Origin of the sequence: Actinoplanes sp. NPDC049598 (genome assembly GCF_040675435.1) — a bacterium.
Classification (GTDB): Bacteria; Actinomycetota; Actinomycetes; order Mycobacteriales; family Micromonosporaceae; genus Actinoplanes.
The window spans coordinates 81,639-100,766 of sequence record NZ_JBFAOX010000002.1 but is presented as its reverse complement, the minus strand read 5'-3'; the positions used below and the strand labels follow the sequence as shown (position 1 = coordinate 100,766).

Genomic DNA, 19,128 nt, shown 5'->3' with positions numbered 1-19,128 from the left:
GAGTCTGCCCCCCACCACCTGTGAGCCGGCTGAGCCGCGTAGATCCGTCGCGGGCGTCGCCCCTCCGTCGAGCGGCCCGAGGGCCTCGATCTGCGTCGGCCCCGCCACGACAGCCGACCCCACTGTGGCCGGACCACCCACGGCCAGAATGATCGTCGACTCCGCCGTGAGCACCGTTTATGGCCGACTCGGCAGAGCAAGCAAGAAACCGCGGCGGCAGGAAAATCGCAGCTGATTATCCCGCACCTCAACCGCTACCGAAGAAAGAGTTTGCAATGATCCTTTACTGGCATCCCGGTATCGGCGCGTGAAAGAATATCGGCATGACACAGCCTTCCTTCTTCGGCCGCACGGAATTGTCGGCAATGCGTGACTCGACAAAGCGCCGCAACTACTCACCGAGCGCCGCCGAATTTCGTCGCGATCACAAGCGCCGTCGCGACCACGGCAAGGCTCTGCGCCACGCCCGGCGCATCTACCTGGACTTCCAGGAGTCGTGCCCCGACGAGCCTCCGCCCTTCCCGCCGATCTCCCCGAACAGCCAAGATGCCGGCCGGGCAAGCCCAGGATCGACGATTCGCCAATTTCCGTCCCGGTGACCTCGGGCCCGCATTCGTGAATCCCCGGTGATCTGGCGGTGTCGGGGCCGAGCGCGCCCGAGCCGGGTGAATAGCTGCCGCCTAACCGATGGAATGGCACGCTGGGTCAACGAAGGATCCGGTGTCGCGGCTCGGAATTGGGGCCGCCGAGGAATCGGGCGGCCGGCGCCGGTGAGCGGGTCGCCCGGGTTATTTCGCGCCGCCCGGTCGGCGCGGGGTGAGGGAATCGCCCGGTCGTGTTGCGCCGCTCGGTCGGCGCGGGTGAGCGGGTCGCCCGGTCGGCGCCGGGGCGAGGGAGTCGCCCGGGCTGTTCCGCGCCGGGGCGAGGGAATCGCCCGGGCTGTTCCGCGCCGCCCGGTCGGCGCGGGTGGGGGAGTCGCCCACACCATTTCGTACCGCTCGGGCGGCGTGGCCGCGTTGGCTGGCAACGTGGCCACGCCTTTACCGGGTGCGCGTCGCGCTTGTCGCGGGTGGGGGTCAGCTTTGGGTGTCTGGGGGCATGGTGGCGACGATGCGGGTGGCGAAGATGTGGTAGCCGGAACGGTTGAAGGAGTTCGCCATGGGGGTGTTGGTCTTGTCGGTGTCGGCGCGGATGGTGGTGGCGCCTTCCTCGGTCAGCAGGTGCGTGATTTCGGCCAGCAGGTCGTCGGCGTAGCGGTGGCCCCGCTGGTCGGGGACGACGCCGAGGAAGCCGACGACCGGGCCGCCGTCGTTGGCGCTCGGCAGGGCGCAGCCGACCAGGCGGCCGTGGCGGTCGTGGGCGAGGCGCCAGCGGTCGCGGGGGCCGCGCATCTGGCGGTAGAGGGCGACCTCCTCGCGGGCGTTCTCGTGGGCGCCCAGCCGGGCGACGCCCTCGCGGGTGGCCACGTCCAGGCTGCCGGTGGAGATCAAGGCGAAGACCTTGGCGTACGCCTCGTCGTCGGGCTCGGGGGCGAAGGTGAGCCGGGTCGAGCGGCGGGGGAGCGGGTCGTCGGCCGTCCACTGGTAGCGGAGCCGCTCGTTGACGCTGTTCAGGCCGGCTGCCTCGGCGGCGGCGAGCCGCAGCCTCACGTCGGGGTCGTTCTCGCCGCCGGGCAGCGTGAACTGGTGGTACTCGAACGGTGGGGGCATCTGCCGGATCAGCGCGGCCCACACGGCCGCGGGGTCGGCCACGTCAGAGGACGCGTACAGCGTGTCGAGGGCCAAGGGCCGCTCGGAGGTGGGGAAGCCCCACCAGACGGCGACGGCCTTGATCTCCTCGCCGTCGACGGCGAGCCAGGTCCAGGCCGGACGGTAGTTGCCGGTCTTGAGGAACGCGGCGAAGCGCTCCGGATCGTCGAGCCGGCTCAGAACGGAGTCGAGGTCTCCCTCGGCGAAGGTACGGAACAACAACGGTGCCTCCAAGGCGATGGTCTGCGTGCGGAAGTCACGGCACCCTCCTTCCTCGTCGGCGTTGTGCTTCTGGCATGGTGCCCGGTCCGGGCGGCGCGCGCATCCGATTTACGCCCGTCGGCAACCTGCTTGACGGGGCGCGGGCGGCGCGCAGACTCGAAATTGTGGACGGACGCCGCAAGGGCCTGCTCCTGTTCCTGGTCGTGCTCGCCTGGGCCGCGGTCCTGGCGACGGTCGCCATCGTGCTGGTCGGGCAGGGCGTGGAGCACGCGTCGCGCTGGGCCGGTGTGCTGGGGGCGATCACGGCGCTGGCCGGCTTCTCCGCGCCCTGGGCCGAGCGCACCTTCACCCGCGTACGGCAGGCCCGCGTGACCCGCTCCGAGGCCGAGGAGGCCGAGGCCTGCGCCCGGGCCGCCGACGACCTGGCCCGGGTGGTCGAGGCCCAGTGGCGGGAGGAGGCCCGGGTCCGGCGTCTGCAAGACCCATGGCCCTTGCCCGTACGCTGGCTTCCCGCCGACCCGGACCTGGCCGAGCACCCGGCGCTCGTCTTCGGCGAGACACCCGAGCACGGCCCCGAGCCGGGGGAGCTGTCCCACGCGGCCGAGTTCTACGCGCGGGTGCCGACCGGCCGGCTGGTGATGCTCGGCGGCCCCGGCTCCGGCAAGTCGGTCTTCGCGATGGTGCTCACGCTGCAACTCCTGCAGCAGCGCGCGCCCGGCGACCCGGTGCCGGTCATCATGCCGATCAGCGGCTGGGACCCCGGCGCGGGTGGCCTGGCCCGCTGGATCGCCGGTTACCTGCTCGAGAACTACCGGTTCGGCGCGGCCACCGAGCGCGAACGGCGGGCCCTGGCCCGGTCCCTGGTCGAGCGCCGGCTCGTCCGGCCCGTCCTCGACGGACTCGACGAGATGCCGGAGCGACTGCGGGGTACGGCGATCGGCCAGATCAACCGGGCGTTCGACGCCGACCAGCCGCTCGTGGTCACGTGCCGCTCCGACGAGTTCCGCGACGCCGTGGAGAGTTCCGACGTGCTGACCTTCGCCGCCGTCATGCAGTTGCAGCCGCTCAGCGTGCCGATCATCGAGAGTTATCTCGCCCGGACCACACCGCGCCGCCGCGAGGACCAGTGGAAGCCGGTCTTCCGCGAGCTCACCGACGACCCGGACGGCCCGCTGGCCACGGTCCTGAGCAGCCCCCTGATGATCGGCCTGGCCCGGACCATCTACGGCGACAACCCTCGCGACAGCTCCGAACTGCTCAGCCCCGCCCTCGGCGACCGCGTCTCCGTCGAGAACCACCTGCTGGACCAGCTGATCCCGGCCAAGTACGAGGACCAGGCGCCCGACGTCGCCCCCTGGCTGGCCTTCCTGGCCCGCGACCTGGCCGCCGGCAACTGCAACAACCTGGCCTGGTGGGAGCTGGAACGCACCGTGCCCCGCTGGATCTACGAGGTGCCCACGGCCGTCCTGGCCGGCGGGGTGCTCGGCTTCGTCCTGGGCCCGGCGGTCGGCGTCGCGTACGCCGTGGCGGCCCTGATCTTCTGGCGGCTGATCGGCCCGCGCCCCCGCACCCTGGAGGAGTGGCTGCTCCGCTCCAAGACCAGTGGCTCCGCGCGCCGGATCGGGCTGACAGCCGGCCGCTACTCCGGCATGGCCGCCGGTGTCGCGGTGGCCCTCACCGGGTACTGGGCGGCCGAGCCGCCCGCGACCGCGATGGCCGACGGCGTGGCGGCCGCGCTCGCCGTCGGGCTGGCCGCCGGCCCGTTCGTCATCGCCGAGCGGCGCACCCCGAGCAAGATGCGGCTCACCCTGCGCCGCAGCGTCGGCCGGTTCGCCCGCCATCTGGCCATCGGCGCCACCGTCGGCGCCGGCACGGCCCTGTTCGCCAGCGTTTTCATCGGCCCCGGGCTGGGCGTGCTGGCCGGGCTCTCGGCCGGGATGGCGATGGGCCTGATCGACGGCCTGAACGTCTGGCTGGACGTCGCCTCCGACACCACGACCGGACTGAGCCCGCGCTCGACGAGGCGCTCGGACTGCACCGCGGCGATCGCCCGTGGCGCCTCCATCGGCCTGGTGATCGGCGGGACCACGTACGTCGCCTTCACCATCGCCGAAGGCTGGCGCAGCGGCGTCCTGCACGCCCTGATCTTCGCGACCGGCTTCGTCCTGGTCGACCGCTACAGCGGGTTCAACGCGACGGTGTGGGGCCGGTTCCTGGCGGCGAAGTTCTGGCTCGCCGTCCAGGGCCGGGTGCCGTGGCGCTTCATGGCCTTCCTCGACGACGCCCACCAGCACGACCTGCTGCGCCGCGTCGGCGCCGTCTACCAGTTCCGGCACGAGCAGCTCCAGCGCCGCTTGGCGGAGACGTAGCGAGCCGCCGGGCCACGGCCTCGGCCAGCCGGGCCGCTTCCGCCACCGACTCCGGGTCGAGATTCGCCGGCACGTCGGAGTCGAGGTGGTAGTGCGGCATCAGCCCGCGCCGGTCGACCGAGACCACGGTGGCGGTCGGATAGCCGTACCGGTGGGGAACCGAGCCGTCCGTGCTGTTGCGCGCGCGCAGACCCCGTACCACCGCAATGTCTTGAAGGTCGGCGCACTCGGCCACCGTGGCGAGAAACTCGGGGCGGTAGTCGTGCATGCGCAGCGGGCCCTCGCCTTCCAGCAGCACGAGACGCCCGCTGCCGACGGTGTCGAGGTTGAGGAAGTAGGTGTGCGCGGGGTCGAGCTCGCCGAAATGCCGCCGGGCGAAACCGCGGATGCCCTCCTGCAGCGCCTCCTCGGCCCCGGCCGAAACCAGAAGCACTCGCAGCCCTTCCAGCGGCTTCTCGTGCAGCGCCCGGGCGAGCGAGATCAGCACGGCCACCCCGCTCAGGTTGTCGTTCGCCCCCGGCACGGCGGGCCGCCGCCCGATGTCCGCCATCGCGGCCACCGAGCCCGCACAGATCACCGCCCCGGCGTTCCGCCAGCTCGCCCGGTTGATCGCGCTGCCCAGCGCCACCAGCACCGGCCCGGCCAGCACCACCCACCACAGCGGCGGGTTGCCCTTGGCTCTCGCGATCAGCCGCGGCCACCTCCGGGCCACCCACTTGTGCACACGCTGATCGAAGACCACCCCCGACGGCGCGGCGTCATGGTGGGCGAGCACGACGAGCGTCGTCCGCGCTTGGTCGTCGCCGGTCTGCGCCACGACGTTCGCCGTCGTCCCGGGCCTCCCGGACATCCGCCGGAACGCCATGCGGCCACCGGTGATGTCATCGGCGATCCCCGCCCCCGCCAGCCCCGCCACCACCGAGCCGAGCCCGCGATGCCCCCGCGCCGCCACCATCGCCGCGCCGAGCGCCGTCGCACACAGCAGCCCGATCGGCCGCGCATAGGAGGCGTACGCCCGCTCCGGCTCGACCACCACCCGCCGGCACACCCCGACGAGATCGTCCCGGATCAGCGCCCCCGCCCGAGCTTCCCCCTCGGACCCCGGCAGCCGCGGAATCCCGGCCAGCCCCTCGACGATCGACAGGAGTTCCCCCGGCTCATGCATGAGTCCCACCCGCCGACCCGACAACGGTTACCGGGATTCTCCAGGCGCGCCCCCGCGGCCGCAGTCGGATCAAGGACCAGCGCCGCAGATCAGCGGGTGGCGGCGTCGCGGCGGAGGTAGAGGGCGGCCAGGCCGCCGGCCGGGATCAGGAGCCAGCAGGAGAGCAGGCGGTAGATGACCACCGCGGCGGCGGCTGTGGCGGCGGTGGCGCCGGCGGCGGTCAGGCCGGCGACCAGGGCCGTGTCGATGACCCCGACGCCGCCGGGGGTGAGGGGGACCTGGCGGACGATCTGCACGCCCAGGTAGATGCCGGCCAGGGTCATGACGCCGACCGGGAGGCCGACGGCGCGGCAGGTGGCCATCAGGCAGAGCAGGTCGGTCAGCCAGTTGACCGTGTAGTAGAGGACGCCGGTGATCCATTCGCGGGAGCGCAGGGCGGCGCCGGCCCGCCAGGCGTCGGCGGCACTGGTGAGCAGTCTGCGGACGAAGGATGGGGGGCCGTCCGGGCCGGGGCGCGGTGGGCGGTGCATGGCGCGGCGGCCGGCGTAGACGGCGACAGCGGTCAGGGCGATCAGGCCGGCCACCACGATCAGCGGCTGCGGGCTGGCCAGCAGGGCGGGGTCGGTGGTGATCAGGGCCGCGCCCAGGACCACGTACAGCAGGGCCAGACCGCCGATCGAGGTCAGGCCGGAGACGATCATCGAGGCGGCCGCGATCTCCTTGGTGGCGCCCGTACGGACGTACTGCCGGCCCGCGTAACCCGCCGAGACGGCCGCACCCGCCGGCATCGAGATGGAGATGGCGGTACGGGACAGGGTGACCGCGAGGGCGAAGCGCGCCCGCACGCGTACGCCGAAGGCCCTCAGCAGTTGCCGTTGCTGCCAGGCGAAGGCGCCGATCGAGACGGCCTGCAGGGCCGCGGCGAGGGTGACCCACCAGTAGTCGGCGCCGGTCAGCGCGCCCAGGAAGTCGCGCGGGTCGGGGAACCGGCCGCGCAGGCCGTAGGCGGCCAGGGCGAGCCCGGCGACGACGACCAGCGGCAGGCGGAGGCGGGCCCACCAGCGTGAGCCCGCCCGCACGGCCGGAGCCGCGGGGTCGGGCCGCAGCTCAGACCGGGTAGGAGACACGGGCCGATCCTGGCAAACGCGATCAAGCTTCGGCTACCCGCTGTGACGCAAAGAGCTGGAAGCGGGGCCTGACAGCCCCGCTCCCAGGAAGAGCTGTTAGCAGCGGCCGAGGTCCTGCCACTGGTCGGTCCAGCCGGGCTCCGAGCCCTGCGTCCAGTACTTGGCCCGCCACAGGTGGGCGCCGTCGCCGGACTTCGGGCCGTTCGGGTCGCCGTAGCGGCTGCGCTCGTGCTTCACCACGTTGCCGGCGGTGTAGACCGAGCCGATGGCCCACGAGGCCGCGTTGTCACAGTTGGCCGCCGGCGGGGTGGTGGGCGGGGTGGTCGGAGGTGTGGTCGGAGGTGTGGTGGGCGGGGTGGAGCAGGTTCCCGTACCGGCCACGGTGTCGACGAACGTGCTGCCGGCCGTGCGGTAACCCGAGGCCCGGGAGGTGGCCTGCGACGGGGAGAGGACCTGGTTCTTGGCGAACAGGACCCAGTCGACCTGCTCGATGTAGGTGCTCAGGCCGCCCGAGTGGGTCGCCGTGTCGATGAACCACAGGTTCCAGTTGATGGTCATCGTCTGGCGCGGGTAGAACTTGCCCGAGTGGTCGCCGACCTGCACGCCGTCGATGAAGTAGACGATGTGCCCGTTGGCCACCTGGGCCACCAGCTCGTGCCACCCGTCCAGGCTGCTGCGCTGCTCGGAGTGCACGTTGTCGGCGAACCAGGGCTCGTTGCGGTAGGTGTACCAGCTGGTCTGGTAATTGATCGGCCCGGTCTCGCCCCACCCGCCGTTGGGCAGGTACTCGGAGATGTCGAGCTCGCTGTAGGTCGGGTCGAGATCGCCGTTGAGCGGGCTGATCGTGAAGAACGTCTGGTTGATGTGGTCGCCGTCGTTGCCGCTGACCGGCGTGTCGGTGAACCGGATCCGGGTGGCGTAGGTGCCGTCCAGGTAACGCTTCTGCGTCGAGTAGAGCTCGGCGTGGTTGGTGCCGGCCCCGGTGCCGTCGGTCGAGGCGGTCAGCTGCAGCACCTTCTGCCCGCCGGAGGTGGGGAACGAGATGTTGTTGGGCGACCAGTTGGCGCCGGGCACACCCGGCCCGCCCTGGTACGACCGCGGCGTCCACCCGTTGGCGGTCAGCGCCGGGTCGGCCGAGGTGCTGTAGTGGAAGTCGTCGAACAGGTAGCCGCAGTCCGCGGCGGCGGCCGGCTCGGCCGAGGAGAGGGCCACGGCGCCCGCTCCGGCCAGGACCGCGGTCAGAATGCCCGCCAATCGTCTTTTGAGCATGGAGAAAGGCCTCCTGGTAACGGGGGGATCACTGGACCGCGCCGGTGGTCAGGCCGGCGCGGATGTGCCGTTGGAACGCGGTACCCCTGGCTGACCCGCAGGGCGGCCAGACCCTGCGCCAGGACGTACCGGGTCTATGCGATGCGGCGGATCCGGCCGGCGTACCGGGCCTCCATCGCCGCGTTGTGCTCCTTGCCGCCGGGCACGTTGTCCGACAGGTAGACCGGCGGCGTCACACCGGCCGCGACCAGCCGGGACACCACCTCGGTGACGATCTGCTGGGCCAGCAGGGCCGCGGTGATCGACGAGACGGCCCCGACCGCGCCCCCGCCGGGCATCGGGAGGGCGGCGTCGCCGTACGGGGCCCCGTTGTCCAGCACCACGTCGGCGATCTCGCCCAGCTTGCGCCCACTCGGGTGCCGCGAGTCGACGCCGGCCGAGTGCTCGGCCGAGGTGATCGCGATCAGGGCGTGCCCACGCTGCTTGACCAGCAGCGCCATCTCCACCACGGCCCCGTTGATGCCCGAGTTGGAGGCGATGACGAACGCGTCGTCCGGCTTGACCGGGGCCAGCTCGTAGAGCCGGTGCGCGACGTCGGCCCGCCGCTCGAACATCGGATCCTCGAGCACCGAGAGCGGCTCACCCCCGTACAGCACGACGTCGCGCAGCGCGATCCGGTTGGTCGGCACCAGACCCCCGGCCCGCCCGGCGATCTCCATGGCCAGCGCCTCGGAGTGCCCGCACCCGAACGCCTGGATCACGCCGCCGCTGCGCAGCGACCCGGCTAGGAGGTCGGCCGCCCGGTGCTTCTGCTCGTCCTGGCCACGGCCCACCTTGTCGATCGCCGCCTGGATCCGGGTCAGGAAGTCACTGCTGGTGAGGCTCACGGCTGTCCTTTCGCACGCCCGCGCGCCGCCGCTCTCACGGGTCACGTCGGTCATCCTTTTCATCGCCACCACTTGTCGATGAAAATTACGACCGCCACGACATCTAGTCAATAACTTTCTTCTATGTTTCGATCGGCGGTAAGGCGAGCGGAGGAGTGATGAACAGAGAGTCGGCCAGGTCGGGGGCGAGGCGCTCGAGCTCCGGCCGTCGCCCGGCGTACGTCAGCACCTCGGAAATCTCTTCCCGAGGGTGGCTCATGCCCTCGACGATGGCCCGCAACGCGGGAACAAGGACGCAGGCCTCGATTTCCGTGTGCTCCTCGATCAGGCGGGAGGCGAGGTCAGCGCCCGCCGAGTGACGGGCTGCTCCCGAGGTGGTCAAGCAGTAGACGGCGCTGGCGGCAGCGTCAGCCGTGACGACCGCGTTGTGCATGAGCCCGCTGACGATGTCGCATACGTCGTCCGGCCGCAGGCGATAGGCGTCGGCTCGCATGGTGGCCAGGACGAGCTCGGTGACCTCGGCGCTCGCGGTGGCCAGATTGTCGTAGGCGAGGTCCATCGCGGCGCTTGCCGCCTCGATGTAGTTCGAGGCCAATCCGTTCGCCGGGGAGGTGCTCGTGGCCGCCAGCCACATCCGGACGAGACTGTTGGCCACGGAGTGGTAGCTTCCGGGCTCCGGTGCGACGAACTGAGTCAGCGCCGACGGCGTCCGCCGGATCAGCGGCTCCAGCGCGTGCAGCAGCACATCGTCACTCAGGTGATTGGTCAGGCGCATGGACCGGAGCGCGGGTGGCAGCTCCACGCCGGCCGCGAACGGCACTTCGCTGTCATCGTCGGGCTCCATGCCGTGCATCCAGAGGACATCGGCCCCGGCCGGGAAGTCCCTGGTCCAGTCGAGCGCGAGCTCCAGCGCGATGTCTCGGCGGCCGTCGCGCCAGCCGCGGGTGACTTTGAGAACCTCCATGGCGTCCATCCACATGCCGCTCGGGATGGCTGCCTGCCACTGCAGGGCCGAGTTGCGCAGCCATGCGGCGGGGTCGTCGGTGTGGATGAACAAATCGGAAGCGCGCAGCTCACCGCCGCAAGTCAGGGTCAACAGCATCAGGTTGTACGAGTACGTGGCCATCCAGTGGTCGACGCGCTTGTCGATCGGGCGGTATTGGCTTTCGGCGTACTGCGGGCGGGTCACGGCTTCGGCGGTGCGGCCGGTCAGCCAGGTGCGGAGGCGGTCGCGGTCGGGGGTGTCGAGCAAAGCGGAGATGAACGGCAACACCGTGGTGCGGGCGGTCAGGGGTGTGAAGCCGAGCAGGGAGCGCAGGAGGTCGTCGTCGTTGTGGGCGCCGAGGCGCAGGGCCAGGGTGCTGGCGGCCTCCCTGGCCTCGATGTCGCGGACGGCCTGGACGACCAGGCGGGCGACCAGGTATTCGCCGAAGGTGGCGTGCAGGAACTCGTACGTCTGGCGGGTCTGGTTGTCCTGCACGGCCTGGGCGCGCTGGATGAAGAAGAAGCGGCCGATCATCTCCTGGCCCGCCGTCAGCGGGCTGCGGAAGGCCTCGGTGCGGCCGGGGCGGGACGGGGTGATGCCGAGGCCGGCGAGGTCGGCGTCGAGCTCGGGCTCGGTGACCCACAGGCGCAGGCGGTGGAACATGGCGAAGGCGACGACCGACAGGCGGAGAAGCTCCTGCTGTACGAGGCCGGGGATGGCCGCGTCGGGTTGTCCCTCGTGGACCCGGCGGACCTCGCGTTCCGCAAAAGACGTCAGCAGGCGCTCGTAGAGCCGGCCGTCGTCGAGCAGCTCGCCTCCTTTCAGGGCGTGGTCGGTGGCGTCGTAGAGGGCCAGCATGAGCAGCAACAACGGTTGTTCGGCGAGGGCTCGGAAGCGGAGGACCAGATCCGCTGTCAAGGGCTCGGCCCGGGCGTTGGTGCTGTTCCAGACGGTCAGCCAGCGGTTGATCTGGTCGTCGTCGAACGGCTCCAGGCGTACGGCCAAGGCCCCGACCGGAAGCCGCGCCCGGTCCGCGACCGCGACCCGCGTGGTGACCAGGACCGCGACCGGGCGGCCGAGCGCGGCCTCCCGCTGCTGGAACCGGGCCACCTGCTGGAGATAGTCGGATTGGTGGAGTCCGGTGACCTGCAGCAGCTCGTCGAAGCCGTCGAGCAGGATCACCGGCAGGGTGCCCTCGGCGTCGCGGGACAACTCGGCCCACGACACCGTCTCGCCGATCTCGCGGCGCAGGGCCAGCTCCACCTGATCCTGGATGTCGGCCTCGGCCGGCACGTCGCGCAGCGCGACCCGGCACACGAAGAAGTCGCCCGCGGGCAGGCGGCCGGCCAGGATCCGGGTCAGCGACGACTTGCCGGCGCCCGGCTGCCCGAGCAGCAGCATCGGCGCCTCGGTGGCCTGCGTGGTGGTCAGGTGCGCGGCCAGGAACTCCGCGAAGTCGGCCCGGACCCCGGCCTCGCCCCACCACTGCTCGTCGGCCGGGCGGGCGCCCTGACCGGCCGCCCGCACCCGGAACCGCGGATCGAGATAGGCGGCCCCGAGGGCGGGCAGGTCGACGTCACCGGCGTCGCCGCCCAGCACCGGCCGGTCGAGATCGGCCCGATAGGCGCGGGCCAGCGCGGCCCGCTGCCGGCCCGGGTCGCGACCGCTCGCCGCCCGCAGCAGCAGATCCTCCAGTCGCTGCAGGCCACGGGTGGTGGCCCGGGTCTCGAGGCGGTCGGCCCAGAGCGCGAACTCGGGAATCTCGGCCGCGAGCCGCCGATGGGCCTCGTCGTAGCGGGCGACGGCCCCGCCGGGCAGACCCTGGTCGAGCAGGTGGGTGACGGCGCGGCGGGGGTCCTCGCCGGCGCGCTCCCCGACCGCCGGCGCGGTCAGGTGCTGCGACTGGCGGGCGAACCAGACGTGCAGATCTTTCAAGAGCGTGCTGTACGGCCGTTCGGGCGCCGGCAACGGCACGGGCGCCGGGAGCAGGCGGTCGACGATCGTCCCCGCGGCCTCGCCGGCCACCTGGCCGTCCCGGGCGAACTCCGGCTCGGCGAGCCCCGCCGCGGTCAGGCAGTCGTCCAGCTCCTCGAAGAACGCGGCGACCACCAGCACCACATGAGCGGCCTGAAGGCGTTCGCTGCGCTCGTGGCGCCCGAGTCCCCGTACGGCCTCACCGATGTGGACCGCGACCAGCCCGCCCAGCCGAACCACCTCGGCCTTGGCGCCGAAGAGCCCGACCGCCGGCTCGCCGCCATCCGCGGTGGCCGCGGAGAACGCCCCGGCCCGACCCAGGATCTTGACGGCATCGGCGTAGGACAGGCGAGACGGCATCGCTCCATGATGGCCTAGGGCGACTCGAGCACGAAGAAGAGGAAGTTTGACCACTCTCTCCCGACCCGAGGCACTGGGGGGCGCCGCATGCCCGGGAGAGAGTGGGGCCTTCCTCAAATGTGGTGAAGGGTGACGTTGTAGGCGCCGTACGCCTCGGGAACCCGAGTGACCACGATGGCTTTCATCTCCCGCGCCTCGTGGACGACTTGGCCGACCATGATCGGCCCGATCAGCGCCGGCTGCATCGGATAGTGCTCAAGCCGCGGCGCGGCGATGACGCCTGCGGCAAGAGCGCCGTTCCAGGTCAGCGGCTGCTCGGTGAGACCGGAGAAGCCGAAGATGTGCTGCCAGACATGATCGGAGAACCGCAAGGCGGCTTGCGCCTCAGCGACGGCGAGCGCGGGCAGGGAGAGAGTCAACTTCCCGGCCCGGGCCTTGAACAGGATGTCCATGACTTCGGGATGCCCTGCACACAGCTCGACCAGCGCCGATGCGTCGAATATGCGCGGCTGCTGGAGAGTGTTCACGCGGCTTCGCGGCGGGCCAGCATTGCCGCGAGGTCGGCGTCCGCCCGATCCATTTTGGCGTCGAACTCACGTCGCTGTTCTTCCGTCAGGGGCTCGGGCTCGGGCAGGTTGAGGGCTGCGCAAAGCTCGGCCAAGGTGGTCATCTTCTGGGAAGGGGTGTCGTTCATGCGCGCCATAGTAATGAGTCAACTAGGCGCGCGACATCCCCTAGCGGGTGAAGGCGAGGCGGATCGTGTCAGGCGATGAGGAGCGGCTGAGCGGCGGCAACAACACGCGGGAGGTTGTGCGGGTTGGTGACACCGTGCGGCGTACGGCTGGGCCTGGGTTTGCCGTTGAGGTGTTGAAGTTTCTAAAGAAGGCCGGGTATGCCTACGCGCCGCGGTATCTCGGGCGGGATCAGGCGGGGCGGGATGTGCTGAGCTTTGTGGACGGAAGGACGAGTGACCATCCGGGGCAGCGGGACGTGCGGGCGTACGGCCTGGGTGGTCGGATGTTGCGGGAGTTGCACGATCTGACTGCGGGGAGCGTGCTCGCGGGGGAGCGCGAGTGTGTGACGCACGGGGATCCGGGGCCGTTCAACACGATCTTCCGGGCGGGGTTGCCGGTGGCGCTCATCGATTGGGACTCGTGCCGGCCGGGTGGGCGTCTCGACGACCTCGCCTACATGGCTTGGACGTGGGGTGTGCAGGCGCTCGGCAACGTGCCGGTCGGTGAGCAGGCCGAGCATGTGCGGCTGGTGCGTGAGGGGTACGGCGGCGTCGAGCCCGAGGTGCTCGTCGACGCGATGCTGGCCCGGCAGAGCGGGCTGGCCGAGGTTGAGGCGGCCAACGCACGCGACCAACGGCTGGATACGGCGCGGCGGAGGCATGCGGTGCGGGCAGTCGAGTGGGCCCGGAACGACCGGGCGGTTCTCGAGCGGCACCGGGATGCTTTCTTACGGTGATGGGCGACGGCGGGGGCGGCGCGGTTTGCCGGGGGCGCCGCCGATGCGGAGGAGGGCGCCGCGGCGCGTGGCGGCGGCGGCCAGGGTCTGGGGGTGGGTGGGGCCCAGGGCCCCGGCCATGCGGGTGACCGTGTCGTCCAGGAGGGCGCGGGCCGGCAGCAGGGCGCCGGTGGCGAGCAGGGCGCGGGCCAGCTCGTGGGCGGCGGCCAGGGTGTCGGGGTGGTCGGGGCCGAGGTCGGCGCGCCAGGCGGTGTGCAGCTCGGCGGCGATGGTGCGGGCCGGGCGGGGCTTGCCGCGGTGCAGCAGGCTCGTGACCAGGCGGCGGGCGGCGGCGCGCAGGTCGGGATCGGGGCTGTGGGCGGCGTCGGCGGCGATCAGGTGCGGGGCCAGGGCGGCCCAGCGGGGCCAGGTGGCGGGGTCCTCGACGGCGGCGGGCGCGGCCGCGGCGATCAGCGCGCCGGCGTAGGCGCGGCACACGCGTACCGCCGAAGGTCCCAGGTCTTCCTGGACGGCGTCGCGGACCGGATCGGGCAGGGTGAGGCCGCTCGCCCCGGACGCCGCGAGGCCCTGGGCGGTCAGGATGTCGACCAGGCCGGGGACCAGGGACGGCGGGACGGCGCCGAGCGGGCGGGGCAGCCGGGGCAGGCCGGGGGTGAAGACGTCGACCGGTACGGGAGCGGGGTGCAGAACCGCGCACAGGCAAAGCAATTGGGCCGCGGCGGGGTCGTCCTCACCGAGCCGGTCGATGGTCTCAGCCGGGATCACCTGACCGTTATAGCGGCCCGGCGTCGCCCGGGCTGGAATTCGTCACCGAAAGAGTGACCCTTCCTATCGATCAATGTTGATGGTTTGGTGGCGGCATGAGACGGAGAAGCGCGTTCATCATTCTGCTGACCGCCGCGCTCGTCGGGGCGTCCGCAACACCGGCGGGGGCCGCCGCACCCGCGTACGGATATCAGTTCCTGAACCCGGGCGGCCAGCCCCGCCTGACCGAGAAAGTGCCGGTCAACATCGTGTTCGTCGGCTACGAGCCGGACCGGGCGGCCTTCGAGGGGCAGCTCGCCCGGCGCTACGAGCCCGTGGTGCGGTCACGGCTGCCGTACGACGTGGTGGAGAAGCTGGGGATCACCTACACCTACGACTACAAGTTCAAGTACACCGATAAAGCGTACGAGAACCGGTTTTTCAGGCAGTTGGGAAAGTTGGCGAAACCGGCGCCGCTGACCGAATATCAAACCGCCTACAACGCCTCGCCGACCAACGTCCGGGACGTCACCGACAATCACACGATCGACGCGCCGAGCGTGGAGAAGTGGCTGGCCCTCAACCCGCCGTCCGGCGTGGACACCCGCCGCAACACGGTCTTCTTCATCAACTGGTACGGCCGGTCGGACTTCAAATTCCACGCCTACACGAAGACGGGTGAGCCCGACCCGGACACCGGCTACGACTTCGGCGCCAACCGCGACAGCCGCAAGGTGATCGCCTGGGGTGGCACGACGGCCGACGACGAGGAGACGGGCCTGGGCCGTACGCGCCGGGTCTGGTTCCACGACCTGTCGGCCGGCCCCGAGTCGTGGACGGCCAACTTCGACGTCACCAACGCCGACGTGGACGGTGACGGCGTGGCCGACTACCGCATGCCGCCGATCTGGGAGTACGCGGCGGGCGGCTACCGGGCGCCGGGCGCGCTCCCGGCCGACCTGGGCCGGATCACCCGCTACGTGGCGCTGAACCTGCTGATGACGACGTCACCGCTCTACCCGGTCGAGCTGCCGACCCCTCTTCCAAGATCGATCAACATCGACAGCAACACGTACGAGGGCTGGCCCGGTGTCGACGCCTCGGCCCGCTACCAGAAACCCCGGTACGTCGTCGACGAGCTCAGCGAGCTGCGCTGGCGCAACAAGCTCGACTACGACAGCCAGGACCTGCCGTTCGACGCCAAGGCCCGCGCCTGCTACCTCGACCTGCTCGAGGACGTCAGCTGCTACCCGGGCGCCGGCTACCCGCCCTTCGCCAACCTCTACCTCTACAACCGCGACAACCTCGGCCGTACGCAGGACGACCGGGGCCGCGTCGATTACGAGCTCCCGGTGTTCAACTACGCGGTCGGCCCCGGCGTCGGCGCCCCGGCCCTCGGATTCGCCGACGAGGACTACGTGACGGGCGACCAGACGTACGTCTTCTGCTTCATCTCGCCGGAGATCGTGGCCGACGGGTACGGCCTGAGCACCACCCAGATCCACGAGGTGGGCCACCATCTCGGCATGTCGCACCCGCACGACGGCTACGACAGCGAGACCGGCACGGCCTACGGCCCGGAGGGCGAGTTCTTCTACGTCTGGGCCGGCGACGAGAGCAACACCGTCATGACCTACCTCGACGTGAACTGGGACTTCAGCCAGTTCGACCGCGACAACAGCGACCGCTGGCTGACCGCGGCGTACTGGGAGGCCGCCAACCGCCTGGCCGCAACCGTCCCGGCCGGCACCCGCCTGCACGACGCGGACGCCTTGCTGGGCGTGGCGCGAGCGGCCTTCGCGAAGCACGAGTACCGTGCCGCGTACGCGTTCAGCGAGGCGGCGTACTACAAGGTCGTCGCCGCGGCCAAGAAGGCCGGCGTGAACCCGAACTCGGCCGCCGACGCCCTGAAGTCCGAAGCCGACGCGGCCCGCCAGGACCCGGAGGTGCACAGCCCGCACGAGTTCATCGACACGCTGGCCCCGAACAGCCCGCGCAGCCAGTCCTGAGCGGACGATCGGCCGCCGCGCCGGCGGCGGCCGATCGCCATTAATGTGCAGGGATGAGCGAGGAACCGCCGGGGTTCGTGCGCAAGGCGAGCTGACGGTCTATTTCAGCGACTCCCCGAGCGAGGAGACCCGGTTCCTGTTCGAGGAGTACGTCCACGACCATCTTGAGGCCCGGGCCGTACCGGGCTCCGTCGAGCGTGACCGCGTCTTCACGTGTCCCGGCTGCGCTTACCGGGTTCCGATCGAGCTTGTACGCCGGCGGCAGGCCCGCGGTGATAGCGACATGGCCTGCCCGGACTGCGAGACCGTCCGGATCTCGCTGCTGGACCGTGAGGATCGGCTGAGCGGAGCCGGCGTGCGGCAGATGAACACGAGCGCCGACCTCGGCCGGGACCGTTCGGTCGCGACCGCCTCCGTGCGGGGCAAGGAGAGCACCCGCGACTACGACGTCTACCTGTCCTACGATCACAGCAACCGCGACATCGTGGACCGGCTCGTCGGCCAGCTCCGGCAAGCCGGTCTGCTGGCCTCCACCTTCAATTTCGACGCCCGGTTCACCGAGACCTGGGCGCACGGGATGCGCCAGCGCGTCGGGCGCTCGCGCTCCGCGGTCGTGTTCCTCGGGCCTCCCAGCGTGCGGGAGCGGCAGGACGCGGAGCTGGCCGCGGTGTTCGACGAGCAACGGAATCGTCCGGACTTCCGGGTCGCCCTGATGGCCCTGCCGGGCACCAGCGTCCCCGAGCTGCTGCCTCTCGCGCGGGTCGAGATCCTCGGCCTGCGGCACCTGCAGGAGGGGCTGGAGACGCTGCGGCGGGTGATCACGGGCGAGCGCCCGCGCGACGAGTTCCCGATCCTGGCCGAATGAGAAAGGCCGCGCCCCACCGAGGGACGCGGCCTTTCCTTGGTGCGGAGCGGATCTAGCCCTTGACGCTGCCGGCGAGGAGGCCTCGGACGAAGTAGCGCTGGAGCAGGAGGAACACCGTCACGGGGACGACGATGGAGACGAAGGCGCCGGCTGACAGGAGCTGCCAGGCGGTGCCTCGGGTGCCGCTCAGGTTGGCGAGCTGCAGGGTGATCGGGGCGACCTCGTCGCCGCCGCCGGCGAAGACGAGGGCGACCAGCAGGTCGTTCCAGACCCAGAGGAACTGGAAGATGCCGAACGCGGCCAGGGCCGGGGTCAGCAGCGGCAACATCACCTTGAAGAAGATCGACACGTGGCCGGCGCCGTCGATGCGGGCCGCCTCGATCAGGCCGGACGGGATCTCGCGCATGAAGTTGCTCAGCAGGTAGATCGCCAGCGGCAGGGCGAACGTCGAGTGGGAGATCCACAGCGTCCAGAACGTGCCGGTGAGGTCGATCTTCACGAAGATCTCGAGGAGCGGGATCAGGGTGACCTGCAGCGGGACGATCTGCAGGGCGAAGACCACGATGAACAGGAAGTTGCGGCCCGGGAACTGGATCCAGGTGAACGCGTACGCGGCCAGCGTGGCCAGCGCCATCGGGATCAGCACGGCCGGGATGCAGATCATCAGCGAGTTGACGAAGTACGACGCCAGGTTGACGCCGCCCTCCTCGCCGAAGACCGCCTTGTAGTTCTCCATCGTGACCGTCGGGTCACTGAAGAACGTCCACCAGCCCGTCGTCTTGATCGCCCGTTCCGGCCGGAACGAGGAGACGAGCAGGCCGAAGGTCGGGAGCGTCCACAGCACCGCGAGCACGATGGCCGCGATCGAGGCCCAGGGGGAGCTGAGCTTCTTCTTCGCGATCGAGGACGCGCTCGGCTTCTCGGCCGTCAGCGGCGGGGTGGTCGTGACCGGAGTGACTGTCATGACGCCTCCGAACGACGCAGGGTGCGGATGTTGTAGGCGACGATCGGGATGACCAGAATGAACAGCAGCACCGCGAGGGCGGCGCCGAGGCCCTGGTTGTCGGCCCGGAACGTCTGGCTGTAGAACTCGTTGGCCACGACGCTGGTCTTGAACTGGCCGCCGGTCATCGTCCGCACGATGTCGAAGACCTTCAGGGTGGCGATGCCGATCGTGGTCAGCACGACCACGACGGTCGGCTGCACGCTGGGCAGGGTGATGTTGCGGAACATCGTCCACGCGTTGACGCCGTCCAGGCGGGCGGCCTCGATGATGTCGTCCGGGATCGCCTTGATCGCGGCCGACAGGATGGTCATCGCGAAGCCGGCCTGGATCCAGATCATCACGACGATGAGCAGGAACGTGTTCAGCGGCGACTCGATGAGCAGCTGGACCGGCTTGCCGCCGAGCCACACGATGATCTGGTTGATCAGGCCGATCTGCTTCACGTTGCCCTGGTCGGGGCGGTACTCGTACATGAACTTCCAGATGACGCTGGCCGCCACGAACGAGATCGACATCGGCAGGAAGATCAGCGCCTTGGCGACCGACTCGAAGCGTGACCGGTCGACCAGGATCGCGTAGACGAGCCCGATCGCGGTGGCCAGGAACGGCACCACGACGACCCAGATCACCGTGTTGCGCAGGACCGTCAGCTGGTCGTTGTCACTGAAGATGGTGGTGTAGTTGTCGAGGCCGATGAACGTCTTGCCGGCCGCGTCGAAGAACGACTGGTAGATCGTGCGAAGCCCGGGATAGACGAGACCGACCGCGAGCAGCAGCACGGTCGGCAGAAGGTAGAGCCATGCGACGACCTTGTCGCCGCGCTTGCCGCCGAATCGGGCGGCGATGAAGAGGATGACACCCAGCACCGCCGCGAACAGCAGCAGAGCCGCGAGCATCTGCAGGATCTTCTCGGGGGTGGTGGAGGCGG

Annotated in this window: 16 protein-coding genes; 5 read left to right on the top strand and 11 right to left on the bottom strand. The window is 70.7% G+C overall.

The genetic code is table 11. The features are described 5' to 3' along the window. The first annotated feature begins 323 nt into the window (after nt 1-323). On the top strand, nt 324-599 hold the full coding sequence (locus tag AB0J66_RS06265) for a hypothetical protein (RefSeq protein ID WP_364656221.1): 276 nt from the start codon (nt 324-326) through the stop codon (nt 597-599). 477 nt (nt 600-1,076) lie between these two features. On the opposite strand, the gene AB0J66_RS06260 is transcribed toward AB0J66_RS06265, so the two are convergent. Beyond that, nucleotides 1,077-1,970 carry a GNAT family N-acetyltransferase gene (locus tag AB0J66_RS06260; protein WP_364656219.1) on the bottom strand — a complete coding sequence of 298 codons (894 nt, stop codon included), beginning with the start codon at nt 1,968-1,970 and terminating at the stop codon, nt 1,077-1,079. A 164-nt stretch (nt 1,971-2,134) separates the two neighbouring features. On the opposite strand from AB0J66_RS06260, the gene AB0J66_RS06255 reads away from it, so the two are divergent. Next, nucleotides 2,135-4,339 (top strand): hypothetical protein, encoded by a 2,205-nt coding sequence (locus tag AB0J66_RS06255; protein WP_364656216.1) that lies wholly within the window; start codon nt 2,135-2,137, stop codon nt 4,337-4,339. Here the strand turns inward: AB0J66_RS06255 and AB0J66_RS06250 are convergent. From AB0J66_RS06250 to AB0J66_RS06220, 7 genes are all read right to left on the bottom strand, one after another. After that, nucleotides 4,233-5,504, bottom strand: a complete 1,272-nt coding sequence (locus tag AB0J66_RS06250; protein ID WP_364656214.1) for a M28 family peptidase — start codon at nt 5,502-5,504, stop codon at nt 4,233-4,235. The two genes, AB0J66_RS06255 and AB0J66_RS06250, sit on opposite strands and share 107 nt — an antisense overlap. Nucleotides 5,505-5,593: 89 nt before the next feature. After that, nucleotides 5,594-6,631 (bottom strand): lysylphosphatidylglycerol synthase transmembrane domain-containing protein, encoded by a 1,038-nt coding sequence (locus AB0J66_RS06245; protein WP_364656212.1) that lies wholly within the window; start codon nt 6,629-6,631, stop codon nt 5,594-5,596. A 96-nt stretch (nt 6,632-6,727) separates the two neighbouring features. Then, complete coding sequence (locus AB0J66_RS06240) at nt 6,728-7,900, bottom strand: glycosyl hydrolase (RefSeq protein ID WP_364656209.1); 1,173 nt, start codon at nt 7,898-7,900, stop codon at nt 6,728-6,730. A 134-nt stretch (nt 7,901-8,034) separates the two neighbouring features. Continuing rightward, nucleotides 8,035-8,787: an SIS domain-containing protein gene (locus tag AB0J66_RS06235; RefSeq protein ID WP_364656207.1), complete on the bottom strand. Its 753-nt coding sequence runs from the start codon at nt 8,785-8,787 to the stop codon at nt 8,035-8,037. 121 nt (nt 8,788-8,908) lie between these two features. Further along, complete coding sequence (locus tag AB0J66_RS06230; protein WP_364656205.1) at nt 8,909-12,106, bottom strand: hypothetical protein; 3,198 nt, start codon at nt 12,104-12,106, stop codon at nt 8,909-8,911. A 113-nt stretch (nt 12,107-12,219) separates the two neighbouring features. Then, nucleotides 12,220-12,633 carry a hypothetical protein gene (locus AB0J66_RS06225; RefSeq protein WP_364656202.1) on the bottom strand — a complete coding sequence of 138 codons (414 nt, stop codon included), beginning with the start codon at nt 12,631-12,633 and terminating at the stop codon, nt 12,220-12,222. Then, nucleotides 12,630-12,800, bottom strand: coding sequence for a hypothetical protein (locus AB0J66_RS06220; protein WP_364656200.1), 171 nt, complete (start codon nt 12,798-12,800; stop codon nt 12,630-12,632). The genes AB0J66_RS06225 and AB0J66_RS06220 overlap by 4 nt, the downstream gene beginning before the upstream one ends. A 257-nt stretch (nt 12,801-13,057) precedes the next feature. Between AB0J66_RS06220 and AB0J66_RS06215 the strand changes: the two genes are divergently transcribed. Further along, nucleotides 13,058-13,576: a phosphotransferase gene (locus AB0J66_RS06215; RefSeq protein ID WP_364656197.1), complete on the top strand. Its 519-nt coding sequence runs from the start codon at nt 13,058-13,060 to the stop codon at nt 13,574-13,576. Here the strand turns inward: AB0J66_RS06215 and AB0J66_RS06210 are convergent. Continuing rightward, complete coding sequence (locus AB0J66_RS06210; protein ID WP_364656194.1) at nt 13,568-14,341, bottom strand: tetratricopeptide repeat protein; 774 nt, start codon at nt 14,339-14,341, stop codon at nt 13,568-13,570. The two genes, AB0J66_RS06215 and AB0J66_RS06210, sit on opposite strands and share 9 nt — an antisense overlap. Nucleotides 14,342-14,436: 95 nt before the next feature. On the opposite strand from AB0J66_RS06210, the gene AB0J66_RS06205 reads away from it, so the two are divergent. Both AB0J66_RS06205 and AB0J66_RS06200 read left to right on the top strand, forming a co-directional pair. Continuing rightward, on the top strand, nt 14,437-16,329 hold the full coding sequence (locus AB0J66_RS06205) for a hypothetical protein (protein WP_364656191.1): 1,893 nt from the start codon (nt 14,437-14,439) through the stop codon (nt 16,327-16,329). A 43-nt stretch (nt 16,330-16,372) separates the two neighbouring features. Beyond that, on the top strand, nt 16,373-17,194 hold the full coding sequence (locus AB0J66_RS06200) for a toll/interleukin-1 receptor domain-containing protein (protein WP_364656189.1): 822 nt from the start codon (nt 16,373-16,375) through the stop codon (nt 17,192-17,194). A 52-nt stretch (nt 17,195-17,246) separates the two neighbouring features. Here AB0J66_RS06200 and AB0J66_RS06195 read toward each other — a convergent pair whose 3' ends face one another. Both AB0J66_RS06195 and AB0J66_RS06190 read right to left on the bottom strand, forming a co-directional pair. After that, a complete protein-coding gene (locus AB0J66_RS06195; protein WP_364656186.1) occupies nt 17,247-18,158 on the bottom strand; it encodes a carbohydrate ABC transporter permease in 912 nt (303 codons plus the stop codon). Continuing rightward, nucleotides 18,155-19,096, bottom strand: a complete 942-nt coding sequence (locus AB0J66_RS06190) for a sugar ABC transporter permease (protein WP_364657338.1) — start codon at nt 19,094-19,096, stop codon at nt 18,155-18,157. Before AB0J66_RS06190 ends, AB0J66_RS06195 begins: the two co-directional genes overlap by 4 nt. Nucleotides 19,097-19,128 lie beyond the last annotated feature (32 nt).

Excerpts from the sequence above, each read along its gene's own strand:
- AB0J66_RS06265 (WP_364656221.1), top strand. The coding sequence starts at position 324 with ATGACACAGCCTTCCTTCTTCGGCCGCACGGAATTGTCGGCAATGCGT.
- AB0J66_RS06250 (WP_364656214.1), bottom strand. The coding sequence starts at position 5,504 with ATGCATGAGCCGGGGGAACTCCTGTCGATCGTCGAGGGGCTGGCCGGG.
- AB0J66_RS06240 (WP_364656209.1), bottom strand. The coding sequence starts at position 7,900 with ATGCTCAAAAGACGATTGGCGGGCATTCTGACCGCGGTCCTGGCCGGA.
- AB0J66_RS06230 (WP_364656205.1), bottom strand. The coding sequence starts at position 12,106 with ATGCCGTCTCGCCTGTCCTACGCCGATGCCGTCAAGATCCTGGGTCGG.
- AB0J66_RS06220 (WP_364656200.1), bottom strand. The coding sequence starts at position 12,800 with ATGAACGACACCCCTTCCCAGAAGATGACCACCTTGGCCGAGCTTTGC.
- AB0J66_RS06205 (WP_364656191.1), top strand. The coding sequence starts at position 14,437 with ATGAGACGGAGAAGCGCGTTCATCATTCTGCTGACCGCCGCGCTCGTC.
- AB0J66_RS06200 (WP_364656189.1), top strand. The coding sequence starts at position 16,373 with ATGTGCAGGGATGAGCGAGGAACCGCCGGGGTTCGTGCGCAAGGCGAG.
- AB0J66_RS06195 (WP_364656186.1), bottom strand. The coding sequence starts at position 18,158 with ATGACAGTCACTCCGGTCACGACCACCCCGCCGCTGACGGCCGAGAAG.
- AB0J66_RS06190 (WP_364657338.1), bottom strand. The coding sequence starts at position 19,096 with ATGCTCGCGGCTCTGCTGCTGTTCGCGGCGGTGCTGGGTGTCATCCTC.